At 58.7% G+C, this 12,528-nt stretch carries 8 protein-coding genes; 5 read left to right on the forward strand and 3 right to left on the reverse strand.

Translation table 11 applies throughout. The features are described 5' to 3' along the window. Positions 1-5 precede the first annotated feature (5 nt). From FEZ21_RS13990 to FEZ21_RS14010, 5 genes are all read left to right on the forward strand, one after another. Entirely contained in the window at positions 6-3,503 is a 3,498-nt protein-coding gene (locus FEZ21_RS13990; RefSeq protein ID WP_160627498.1) for a response regulator, read from the forward strand. Next, positions 3,504-4,328, forward strand: coding sequence for a protein-glutamate O-methyltransferase CheR (locus FEZ21_RS13995; protein WP_160627500.1), 825 nt, complete (start codon positions 3,504-3,506; stop codon positions 4,326-4,328). Beyond that, the gene (locus FEZ21_RS14000; RefSeq protein ID WP_029612660.1) at positions 4,325-4,930 is read left to right on the forward strand and encodes a chemotaxis protein CheB; all 606 of its coding nucleotides are present in this window, start codon (positions 4,325-4,327) and stop codon (positions 4,928-4,930) included. Before FEZ21_RS13995 ends, FEZ21_RS14000 begins: the two co-directional genes overlap by 4 nt. Next, positions 4,927-6,108, forward strand: coding sequence for a hybrid sensor histidine kinase/response regulator (locus FEZ21_RS14005; protein ID WP_029612658.1), 1,182 nt, complete (start codon positions 4,927-4,929; stop codon positions 6,106-6,108). The genes FEZ21_RS14000 and FEZ21_RS14005 overlap by 4 nt, the downstream gene beginning before the upstream one ends. A 78-nt stretch (positions 6,109-6,186) precedes the next feature. Further along, positions 6,187-6,564 (forward strand): response regulator, encoded by a 378-nt coding sequence (locus tag FEZ21_RS14010; RefSeq protein WP_003445176.1) that lies wholly within the window; start codon positions 6,187-6,189, stop codon positions 6,562-6,564. Between the two features lie 81 nt (positions 6,565-6,645). Here FEZ21_RS14010 and FEZ21_RS14015 read toward each other — a convergent pair whose 3' ends face one another. From FEZ21_RS14015 to FEZ21_RS14025, 3 genes are all read right to left on the reverse strand, one after another. Further along, positions 6,646-7,701: a tetratricopeptide repeat protein gene (locus tag FEZ21_RS14015; RefSeq protein WP_010656613.1), complete on the reverse strand. Its 1,056-nt coding sequence runs from the start codon at positions 7,699-7,701 to the stop codon at positions 6,646-6,648. 239 nt (positions 7,702-7,940) lie between these two features. Continuing rightward, entirely contained in the window at positions 7,941-9,350 is a 1,410-nt protein-coding gene (locus FEZ21_RS14020; protein WP_160627502.1) for an efflux transporter outer membrane subunit, read from the reverse strand. Next, positions 9,347-12,526 carry an efflux RND transporter permease subunit gene (locus FEZ21_RS14025; RefSeq protein ID WP_003445180.1) on the reverse strand — a complete coding sequence of 1,060 codons (3,180 nt, stop codon included), beginning with the start codon at positions 12,524-12,526 and terminating at the stop codon, positions 9,347-9,349. Before FEZ21_RS14025 ends, FEZ21_RS14020 begins: the two co-directional genes overlap by 4 nt. Between the last annotated feature and the right edge of the window lie 2 nt (positions 12,527-12,528).

Genomic DNA, 12,528 nt, shown 5'->3' on the forward strand with positions numbered 1-12,528 from the left:
GAAATATGAATGCACCAGCTTCGGTAGATGAGCAGAGCTTTCGCAAGCTCCTGAGCCGCAACGTCGGTTTGCCCTTGGGTGTGGGTGTGCTCAGCGCCGTGTTGTTTGTAGCCATGATCAGCTACCTGCTGTCGGTCATTCAGTGGGTCGAGCACACCGACCGGGTGATTAACAACGCCAACGAGGCGGTAAAGCTGTCAGTGGATCTTGAAACCGGCATGCGCGGCTTCCTGATTACCGGTGATGAGCATTTTCTTGACCCCTATGAAGTGGCAAAGCCTCAAATCATGGCCCAACTCAACGGGCTGAAAGAGCTGGTCGGCGACAACCCGCAGCAAATTGATCGCCTCAAGCGTCTCGAAGCCCTGCAATCCGACTGGAGTAACTACGCCCAGTCGATGATCGATATGCGCCGCCAGAGCGGCGACTACAGGGCGGCAGTGCAGGCCGGACGTGGCAAGCGCCTGAGCGATGAAATCCGCAAGGAATTCGAAGACTTCGTTGCCATGGAGCAGCAACTGCGAGTTGCCCGCAATGAAGATGTGAGTAAAACCACCCTCGTCAGTATTGGCCTTTACCTGGTGTTTGTACTCGGCTTGAGTGGTTTTCTGGCCTACAGAGGTCGTCGCGATTTGCTCGATCTTTCAAAGAGTTACAGCGACAACCTCGAGCTACAAATTAAGACTGCGCAGCGCCTGGAACAGCAGGCCTGGTTGCGTAACGGTCAAACCGAACTGGCGGAGCAGGTATTGGGCCGGCTGACCCTGAATATGCTGGGGCGCAACATTCTGCAATTTTGCGCCCAGTACCTCGGCACAGTGGTTGCCGCCGTGTATGTGCGGGAAGACCACGGCGGCCTCAAACGGGTGGCCAGTTATGGTTTTTCCCGAGAGGAAGAAGCCCGGGATCAGTTGATACACAATGACGAAGGCCTGGTCGGGCAGGCGGCCCGGCAAGACCAGCTGATACGCCTGGACGATGTGCCCGAGGACTACTTCCTGAAAGTCAGCTCAGGTCTTGGGCAAGGCACCCCGCGCAGCGTGCTGGTGGTGCCTACCAGCGACGATGACCGGGTCAATGGCGTCATTGAACTGGGCTTCCTGCGGCCACTGACGGAGCGTGATGTCGAACTGTTTGAGTTGATTGCCGACAATATCGGCATGTCGATTGAAGCCGCCCGTTACCGTCAGCGCCTGCAGGAAGTGCTGGCCGAAACCCAGCAGCTCAACGAAGAGCTGCAAGTGCAGCAGGAAGAGCTGAAGACCGCGAACGAAGAGCTCGAAGAGCAATCGCAGATTCTCAAGGAATCCCAGACGCATCTTGAAACCCAGCAGGCGGAGCTTGAGCAAACCAACGAACAGCTGGCGGAACAGGCACTGGCCCTGGCCGGTCAGCGCGACGCGATGGACCTCAAGAATACCGAACTGAATCAGGCCCAGGTGCAGCTTGAAGAGCGCGCTCTGGAGCTGCAGCGCTCCAGCAAGTACAAGTCCGAGTTCCTCGCCAACATGTCCCATGAACTGCGGACCCCGCTCAACAGCTCGTTGATTCTGGCCAAGCTGCTCGCGGAAAACCCCCAGGAGAACCTGAGCGCCGAACAGGTCAAGTTCGCCGAGTCTATCTACTCGGCGGGCAATGACTTGCTCAACCTGATCAACGACATTCTGGATATCTCCAAAGTTGAGGCCGGCAAGCTCGAAGTGCGTCCCGAAAACACCAGTGTCAGCCGTGTAGTCGAAGGTTTGCGCGGTATGTTCGAGCCGCTGGCGGGGGATAAGTCCCTGCAGTTCCGGGTTGAGGTACAGCCCGGCACGCCGGCCATGATCTACACCGACAGCCAGCGTCTGGAGCAAGTGCTCAAAAACCTGTTGTCCAACGCGATCAAGTTCACCGCCAAGGGCCAGGTCAGCCTGACCGTGTCGGCTCTGCCGGATGCCGCCATAGCGTTCAGCGTCGCGGATTCCGGGATCGGGATCGCCGCCGAAGAGCTGGAAAGCATTTTCGAAGCCTTCCGCCAGGCCGATGGCACCACCAACCGCAGTTATGGCGGGACGGGGCTGGGCCTGTCGATTTCCCGGGATCTGGCGACATTGCTCGGTGGCTCCATCAGTGTCAGTAGCGTGCCGGGGCAGGGCAGCGTATTTACCCTGGTCATGCCCGAACAGTTTGTGGAAAACGCCGAGCCACCAGCCCGGGTGCCTGTCAGCGCTGTGGTGCCAGTGGTTGCTGTCGTACCCAAGCCAGCAGCGCCCGCGGCTATTGTTGCGCCCCTGCACATCCCGCGGTTCATGGATGACCGGGAAAAAGGTCCCTTTACCGGACGTTGTATCCTGGTGATCGAAGATGAGCCTAACTTTGCCGGTATCCTCTTCGATCTGGCGCATGAATTGGGGTATCACTGCCTGGTGGCCCACGGCGCAGATGAAGGCTTCAGCCTGGCGACACAATTTATTCCTGATGCGATTCTGCTGGATATGCGCCTGCCTGATCATTCCGGGCTGACGGTGCTGCAGCGCCTGAAGGCGCTGGCGCCGACCCGGCATATCCCGGTTCACGTCATATCCGTGGAAGATCGGGTCGAAGCTGCGATGCACATGGGCGCCGTGGGCTATGCGGTCAAGCCGACCAGCCGCGAAGAGCTCAAAAACGTATTCGCGCGCCTGGAAGCCAAGCTTACGCAGAAGGTGAAAAAGGTTCTGCTGGTGGAAGATGATGATTTGCAGCGCCACAGCATTGCCCGCCTGATCGGCGACGATGACATCGAAATCACCGCCGTAGGCTTCGCCCATGAGGCGCTTGAACTGCTGCGCAGCAACATCTATGACTGCATGATCATCGACCTCAAATTACCGGACATGCTGGGCAACGACCTGCTCAAGCGCATGTCTACCGAGGACATCTGCTCGTTCCCGCCGGTCATCGTCTATACCGGGCGCAACCTGACCCGGGATGAAGAGGCAGAGCTGCGCAAGTATTCCCGCTCGATCATCATCAAGGGCGCGCGTTCGCCGGAGCGTTTGCTCGATGAAGTGACATTGTTTTTGCACAAAGTTGAATCGCAGTTGTCCCATGAGCGGCAAAGCATGCTCAAGACCGCCCGTAGCCGCGACAGGGTGTTCGAAGGGCGCAAGATTTTGCTGGTGGATGACGATGTGCGCAACATCTTCGCCCTGACCAGTGCCCTTGAGCATAAGGGCGCTATCGTGGTCATTGGCCGTAATGGCCGTGAAGCCATCGAGCGTCTTAACGAGACCGATGATATCGATCTGGTATTGATGGACGTGATGATGCCGGAGATGGACGGCTACGAAGCCACCGTAGAAATTCGCAAGGACCCGCGCTGGCGCAAGCTGCCGATCATTGCAGTGACGGCCAAGGCAATGAAAGACGATCAGGATCGGTGCCTGCAGGCAGGCTCCAATGATTACCTGGCCAAACCTATTGATCTGGACCGACTCTTTTCGTTGATCCGTGTCTGGCTACCGAAAATGGAACGACTCTAAGTGCCACAAACGCAACGAAACGACGACATAGAGTTACGCCTTCTGATCGAAGCGATCTATCTCAAATACAGCTATGACTTCCGCGACTACTCCGGCGCGTCCATCAAGCGCCGGGTACATCATGCGTTGCGTCAGTTCGAATGCAAGACCATATCGGCCCTGCAAGAACGGGTACTGCATGACCCGACGGCCTTTATGCAGTTGCTGCAGTTCCTGACCATTCCGGTGAGCGAGATGTTTCGCGACCCGGAGCACTTTCTGGCCATTCGCCAGGAAGTGGTGCCGGTGCTCAAGACCTATCCCTCACTGAAAATCTGGATTGCAGGTTGCAGTACCGGAGAAGAGGTTTACTCGATGGCCATCTTGCTGCGTGAAGAGGGCCTGCTGGATCGCACCATCATCTACGCCACCGATATCAATCCGCGCTCCCTGGAAAAGGCCCGACAAGGGATTTTCTCGTTGGAGAACGTTCGCGCCTATACCCAGAATTACCAAAAATCCGGGGGGCAGCGTTCGTTTGCCGAGTACTACACTGCCGCCTACGACTATGCGATTTTTGACAAGACACTGCGTGAAAACGTGACATTTGCCGATCACAGCCTGGCGACCGACAGCGTATTTTCCGAAACCCATTTGATTTCGTGTCGCAACGTACTGATCTACTTTAATAAGAATCTTCAAAACAGAGCATTCGGATTGTTTCATGAGTCGCTGTGCCACCGTGGTTTCCTGATGTTGGGCAGCAAGGAAACCCTGGATTTTTCGGACTACAACAAACAGTTTGCGCCCCTGCTCAAACAAGAACGGATCTACCGCAAGCTATGAATGACATAACCGTAGCGTCTTCGCCCTTGAGACCTGTGGATGCCGTGGTAGTCGGGGCATCGGCCGGGGGTGTTGAAGCCTTGTTGGCTATTTTTGAAGGCCTGGGCCCCGACTTCGGCCTGCCCATCATTGTGGTCCTGCACTTGCCCGATGCCCACCGTAGCCAGCTGGCCGAGGTGTTTGCCCGGCGTCTGGCGCTCAGGGTCAAGGAAGCGACCGACAAGGAACCGATCAGCCCGGGAACCGTGTATTTCGCGGCTCCCGGCTATCACCTGTCGGTGGAGGGCGACTATAGCTTCTCGTTCAGCCAGGAGGCGCGGGTGCATTACTCGCGGCCGGCGATCGATTACCTGTTTGAGTCGGCGGCCGATGCGTATCAACACCGGCTGGCCGCCATATTACTGACGGGTGCCAATCAGGACGGCGCTCAGGGGCTGTACACCGTCAAACAGCGCGGCGGCGTGACCATTGTCCAGGACCCGCAAGAGGCCCTGGTTGCGACCATGCCCCAAGCGGCACTGGACCGGATAAAACCTGACTACATCCTCCCTTTGCGCGGCATCGGCCGTTTGCTATGCGAGCTGGAACGAATCGAATGCTGAAAAGTGATATTCAAGCCAAGTTGCTGATCGTTGATGATCTGCCGGAAAATTTGCTGGCGCTGGAAGCGTTGATCAAAGGCGAGGATCGCACCGTCTACAAAGCGTTGTCTGCGGACGAAGCATTGTCATTGTTGCTGCAGCATGAATTCGCCATCGCCATTCTGGATGTGCAAATGCCCGGCATGAACGGTTTTGAACTGGCCGAGTTGATGCGCGGTACGGAGAAAACCAAAAGTATCCCGATCGTCTTTGTCAGTGCCGCCGGGCGCGAGATGAACTACGCCTTCAAGGGCTATGAAAGCGGGGCCGTGGACTTTTTGCACAAACCGCTGGATATCCATGCGGTGAAGAGCAAGGTCAATGTGTTTGTCGATCTTTATCGCCAGCGCAAGGCGGTCAAGCAGCAGGTCGAAGCCCTTGAGCAAAGCCGCCGCGAGCAGGAAGTATTGCTGGCACAGTTGCAACTGACCCAGGTCGAGCTCGAACATGCAGTGCGCATGCGCGACGACTTCATGTCGATTGTCTCCCATGAGGTACGCACGCCGCTTAACGGGCTGATCCTGGAAACCCAGCTGCGCAAGATGCACCTGGCCCGCGACAACGCGTCAGCCTTTACGCTGGACAAGATGAAGGCCATGGTCGAGCGCGATGAGCGTCAGATCCAGAGCCTGATCCGTCTCATCGAGGACATGCTTGATGTGTCGCGCATCCGCACCGGAAAACTGTCGATCCGGCCGTCAGAATTTGATTTGTCAGCCGCGGTGGGCAATTTGCTGGAGAGCTTTGCTGCGCAAATCAGCGCGGCGGGCTCGAGCGTCAACTACAGGTCAGAGCAGCCGGTGGTCGGGCAGTGGGACGAATTCAGAATTGAACAGGTGGTCTCCAATTTACTGACCAATGCCCTGCGTTATGGGGCCAAAAAACCGATTGATGTATCTGTGTATACCCGCAGTGCCTGGGCCGTGATCGAAGTCAGTGACCAGGGCATTGGCATCAGCGAAGAAAACCAGCAGCGGATTTTCCACCAGTTTGAGCGCATAGCCGGCAGTCACGTGGTTACCGGCCTTGGCTTGGGGCTGTACATCTCGGAGCAGATCGTTGCCGCCCACGACGGGCAAATCTCGGTTCACAGTGCATTGGGTGAAGGTGCCACGTTCAGGGTTTGTCTGCCTCTGTAACAAAAGACTTGAATTAGCCGCAACCTATGGCGTGGCCTGCGGTCGAAATTGCAGCAATTGCCCGGAATAAGGTTTCCCATGAGTGAAGATGCGCAAGATGTAGTTCTGATTGTCGAAGACGATCCCTCGATCCTGATGGTTCTCAGCGCCTACCTGTCCGGTGAAGGTTATAGAGTGCTGCAGGCTGAAAACGGCGAGCAGGCGTTCGAGATTCTGGCGAGCAAACCGCATCTGGACCTGATGGTGACTGATTTTCGTCTGCCCGGTGGCATATCGGGGGTTCAGATTGCCGAGCCAGCTCTCAAGCTGCGGCCGGACCTCAAGGTCATTTTTATCAGTGGTTACCCGGCAGAAATCCGCGACACCGGTAGCCCGATCACCCTGACGGCGCCGATCCTGGCCAAGCCGTTCGACCTCGACACCCTGCAGGAACAGATCCAGAAACTGCTGGCCTGACTGTAGGAGCGAGCTTGCCTCGCGAGCGGTTAAAAGCTCGCGAGCTAGCTCGTTCCTACAGGTACAGACAGGCAAAAGGGGTCATAGCCCCTGCTGCAGCGCCGGGTCATCCGGGTTCAGCTGTTCCATCTGCGCCAGCAGTACCTGAACGTTCTGTATTTGCCCGGACTCTTTCCAGTAGCGAATCAACAGCACGCGCGCCTTGCGATTGGCCGGCTGGCGTTGCAACAGCTCCTCAAGCTGGCGTTGCGCGGCTTCCAGTTGATCAAGATCGTGCAGGGCAATCGCCAGTTTGTAACGGTAATCACTGTTATCAGGCTCCAGCTCTACGGCTTTGGCCAGACCCAGCAGGGCGTATTCAGTCTGCCCGTGGTTAAGCAGCCAGATACCCAGCGCATGCTGCAAATAAGCAGACTCGGGATGCTCCTCCAGCTGCCTGGCCAGCAATTCACGCGCCCGGTCGGTTTGCCCGCGCTTATCCAGCAACTCCACCTGAGCAACCACGGCCTTGAGATTTTCCGGGTCCAGGGCGGTGACTTTTTCCAGAGCGGCCTGGGCTTCATCCAGCTGACCTTCATGCAGATACAGACGGGCGAGCTGGCCCTGGGCCTGGGGATCGTCGGGGCGGGTTTTGAGATCGCGTTCGTATTCGTCGATTACCTGCTGCAAGGGGGCGAAATACAGGCCTTGCTCATCAGGAGACAAGCCCAGCAGTGCACTGGCGGCGGTAAAGCGTACGCTTTGTTCGGGATCATCCAGCAACGGCCCCAGCAATAGCGTGCGCTGGGCGTTGGGCACCAGCCCGGCAATGCTCTGGATCGCCGCCTGACGGACCAGCGGTGAAGGGTGCAGCAAGTCGGCGTCCGCCAGTTTCAGTGCCTGGGGGCTGGGGTAGTTGGGTAATTCTGCATGCAGGCTGGCACGGCGGATGTCCGACAGGTCGGTGCGGGCCAATTGCTGATAGAGCACCCGGGCCGCACCGGGTTGACCGTTGTGCGCCTGGGCAAGGGCAACCGAATAACTGCTGCTTGTAGAAGGCGCTTTTGTGGCTGGCGCGGGGCGCATCCAATACCAGAGACCGGCTGCGATAAGCGCTGACAGAAGACTGATAGCGAGGTAACGGCGAGGCTGGGTCATGCAATATCCAGAAACAGGCGTGCGGTTGAGGGACAAGATTGGGACAGTAGCCGGTTGGAGTCAAACCCTGATCCGGCAAGCCGCCCTGGCGCTACGCTGCAGATCGCAGCCCCGGGCAGCGACTACGAAGTCGCGAACAGTAAAAACCAGAACCAAAAAAAGCCCCGTGACCGAATGACCACGGGGCTAAAAATGGCTGGATGCGACCAACCAAAGGAGCTCTTGAAACTGCTGTTAAATCAATGGGCGCTGGCGACGGTCTCTGCTTGCCAGCCGCCGCCCAGGGCTTTGTAAATGGCCACTACACCGCGATACAACTCAACCTCGGCCTGGGCCTGGCTGTCTTCGGCCGCCAGACGCTCGCGCTGGGCATCGAGCAACACCAGAAAGTCCACCGTCCCTTCGCGATAACGTATCGCCGCCAGGTCGGCCGCCGCGCGGCTGGACTCGCTTTGGCGAATCAGCGAAACCAGGCGCTGCTGACGTTTGCCATAGTCGCTGAAGGCATTCTCTGACTCTTCCAGCGCCAGCAGCACTTGCTGCTCGTAACTGGCCAGTGCGCCATCGGCCTCAGCATCGGCCCCTCGCAGACGAGCCCGCACGCTGCCCAGATCAAACGCCGGCCAGGTGATGCGCGGGCCCAGTGCCCAGGCATTGGCCGCCGCCGAACCGATCTGCGAACCACGCCCGGCGGTGAAACCGAGGAAACCGCTGAGGCTGACCCGAGGGAACAAATCAGCCTTGGCCACGCCGATCCGGGCAGTGGCCGCCGCCAGCTTGCGCTCGGCACTCATGATGTCGGGCCGACGCTGCAGCAGGTCGCCGGGGTTGCCGATATTCAGCGCCTTGGCAATGGCCGGCAGCTGCTTGGGCCCCAGGTCCACGCTCAGTTGCTCGGGCCGTTGGCCCAGCAAGGTGGCGATACGGTTGCGCTCGCGCACCTGCTCGGCCTGCAGTTGCGGCACGCTGGCCTCAACTGCGGCCAGACGCGCATCAGCCCGCATCACGTCCAGTTCATCACCGACCCCGGCATCACGCAGGCTTTGGGTGATGGCTTTGGAGTCTTGCTGGTTTTTCAGGTTGTCCAGGGCGATCCGCTCACGCAGTTGCGCGCCGCGCAGTTCACCGTAGGCATCCACCAGCTCGGCAATCATGGTCACTTGCAGTTGATACAAGTCCGCCGCTGCGGCCTGTTCGTCGGCGTCACTGGCTTCCAGTTCGCGCTGGATACGGCCAAACAGGTCGATCTCCCAGGCCATGTCCAGCCCCAGGTCATACCGCTCACTGTTGACCCGTTTTTCGGTCTGGCCAGGTATCTGGCCTTTGCCCACATCGCTGCTGGCGCGGCTGGTAATGGTCGGCATGGCGTCATTGCTGACGTCATCGCGAATGGCCCGGGCCGCGCGCAGGCGGGCAAAAGCCACGCGCAGCTCGCGGTTACCGTTGAGCGACTGCGTCACCAACTGGTTGAGGGTCGGATCGTCGAATTGCTGCCACCAGATGCCTTCATAATGGGCCCGGTCAAACCCCTTGAGGTTGTCGGCACTGATCTGTGCCGGCTCAGTGACCGGGGTTTTGTAGTCCGGGCCTACGGCGCAGGCACTCAAGGCCAGCACCAGCAGACTTGGTATAAAGACTTTCAGGCTCATTGTTGCGACTCCAGCTTGAGGTGCCTGGCCGCCTTGCGCGCTTCACTGCGCTCCACATAGCGGCGGATCAATACATAAAACACCGGCGTCAGCAGCAGGCCGAAGAAGGTCACACCCAGCATCCCGGAGAACACCGCGACACCCATGGCGTGGCGCATTTCAGCACCGGCACCGCTGGAGAACACCAGTGGCACCACACCCATGATGAAGGCGAAGGAGGTCATCAGGATCGGCCGCAACCGCAGACGGCAGGCTTCCAGTACCGCATCCAGCGGGCTCATGCCTTCTTCCTGCTTGTCCTTGGCAAACTCGACAATCAGAATCGCGTTTTTGCACGCCAGACCCACCAGTACGATCAATCCGATCTGGGTGAAGATGTTGTTGTCACCCCCCGAAGCAATCACCCCGGTAATGGCCGACAACAGGGTCATGGGCACGATCAGGATCACCGCCAGCGGCAGGCTCCAGCTTTCGTACTGGGCCGCGAGTACCAGGAACGCCAGCAATACGCAGAGCGGGAACACGAACAGCGCTGTGTTACCGGACAGAATCTGCTGGTAGGTCAGGTCGGTCCATTCGTAGGTCATGCCGTTGGGCAGTTCTTCCTTGAGCAGTTTCTCGATGGCTTTTTCGGCCTGGCCGGAGCTGTAGCCGGGTGCCGCGGCACCGTTGATTTCAGCGGTGATAAAGCCGTTGTAGTGCATCACCCGATCCGGGCCCGAGGTGTCGCTGACCTTGATAAAGGTGGCCAGCGGGATCATCTCGCCCTTGTTGTTACGCACTTTCAACTGACCGATCTGATCCGGCTCCAGGCGGAACTGCTGCTCGGCCTGAACGTTGACCTGATAAGTACGGCCGAAACGGTTGAAGTCGTTGGCATACAGCGAGCCCAGGTAGATCTGCAGGGTATCGAAGATGTCGCTGACGGCCACGCCGTGGGTCTTGGCTTTTTCCCGGTCGATGGCGGCATCGACCTGTGGCACGTTCACCGTGTAGCTGGTGAACAGCCCGGCCAGTTCCGGCACGTTGTGGCTTTTGTTGATGATGTTCATGGTTTCTTTGTACAGCTCGTCATAGCCCAGGTTGCCCCGGTCTTCGATTTGCAGACGGAAACCACCGATGGTGCCCAGGCCCTGTACCGGCGGCGGCGGGAAGATCGCCATATAGGCTTCTTCAATGCCGCTGAACTTGCCGTTCAGTGCACCGGCAATGGCACCGGCAGACATGCTCGGGTCTTTGCGTTCGTTGAACGGTTTAAGGGTTACGAAGACGATGCCGGCGTTGGGGCTGTTGGTGAAACCGTTGATCGACAGCCCCGGGAACGCCACTGCACTTTCTACCCCGGGCTGTTTCAGGGCCAGGTCGGACATGCGTTTGATCACGTCTTCGGTGCGGTCCAGGCTCGCCGCATCCGGCAGTTGGGCGAAGGCCACCAGGTATTGCTTGTCCTGGCCGGGGACGAACCCGGTCGGGGTGTTGGAGAAACCGAAGAAGGTCAGCACCATCAAACCGGCGTACAGGATCAGGGCAATGCCACTGCTGCGGATCACCCGTGCCACGGTACCGACATAGGTATGGCTGGCACGGTCAAAGAAGCGGTTGAACGGGCGGAACAGCCAGCCGCCGAACAGCGTGTCGAGCACTCTGGAGAAGCGGTCTTTCGGCGCGTCGTGGCTCTTGAGCAATACCGCGGCAAGGGCTGGCGACAGGGTCAGCGAGTTGAAGGCCGAGATCACCGTCGAAATCGCGATGGTCAGGGCGAACTGCTTGTAGAACTGCCCGGTCAGCCCGGAGATAAAGGCGGCCGGGATAAACACCGCACACAGCACCAGCGCAGTGGCGATGATGGGCCCGGTCACTTCACGCATGGCGCGCTTGGTGGCTTCCACCGGGGTCAGCCCCAGGCCGATATTTCGCTCGACGTTCTCCACCACCACAATCGCATCGTCGACCACGATCCCGATCGCCAGCACCAGTCCGAACAGCGACAGGGCGTTGAGTGAGAAGCCGAACATGTGCATCACGGCAAAGGTACCGATCAGCGATACCGGCACCGCCACCAGCGGAATGATCGACGCCCGCCAGGTCTGCAGGAACAGGATCACCACCAGCACCACCAGAATCAGCGCTTCGAACAGGGTGTGAACCACCGCCTCGATGGAGCCGCGAACAAAGATCGTCGGGTCATAAACGATGCTGAAGTCCATGCCTTGCGGGAAGTTCTTCTTCAGCTCGGCCATCTTGGCCCGAACTTCATTGGAAATATCGATGGCGTTGGAACCCGGACGCTGGAAAATCGGGATCGCCACCGCCGGTTGATTGTTCAGCAGGGAGCGCAGGGCGTATTGGCTTGAGCCCAGTTCAACCCGGGCAATGTCCTTGAGACGAGTGATTTCACCGTCATCGCCAGCGCGAATGATGATGTTCTCGAACTCTTCTTCGGACACCAGACGGCCCTGGGTATTGACCGACAGCTGGAAGCTGGTGGCATTCGGGGCAGGGGGTGCACCCAGGGCGCCGGCAGCCACCTGACGGTTTTGCTCGCGGATCGCGTTGACCACATCGGTGGCCGTCAGATTGCGCGAAGCGGTCTTGTTCGGATCGAGCCACACCCGCAACGAGTAATCGCCCATGCCGAACAACTGCACGTCGCCAACCCCGCCGAGGCGGGCCAGTTCATCCTTGATGTTGAGGATGGCGTAGTTGGACAGGTACAGCATGTCGTAGCGCTGGTCCGGCGAGGTCAAGTGCACAACCATGGTCAGGTCGGGCGAAGCCTTGTCCACCGTGATCCCGATGCGTGTCACTTCTTCGGGAAGCTTGGGCTCGGTACGGGTCACACGGTTCTGCACCTGCACCTGAGCGTTGTCCAGGTCGGTACCCAGGGCAAAGGTGATGGTCAGGGTGATCTTGCCGTCAGCGGTGGACTGAGACGACATGTAGAGCATGTTCTCGACACCGGTAATCGCCTGTTCCAGCGGCGCGGCGACGGTTTCACCTATCACTTTGGGGTTGGCCCCGGGGAAGTTGGCCCGTACCACAACGGTCGGCGGCACCACTTCGGGGTATTCACTGATGGGCAACTGGAACAGCGAAATGCTGCCCGCAATCAGGATCAGCAAGGAAAGCACGGCGGCGAAAATCGGCCGTTGTATGAAGAACTGGGAAAAATTCATCG

The sequence above is a fragment of the Pseudomonas sp. 9.1(2019) genome (assembly GCF_009910445.1).
Taxonomy (GTDB): domain Bacteria; phylum Pseudomonadota; class Gammaproteobacteria; order Pseudomonadales; family Pseudomonadaceae; genus Aquipseudomonas; species Aquipseudomonas paraversuta.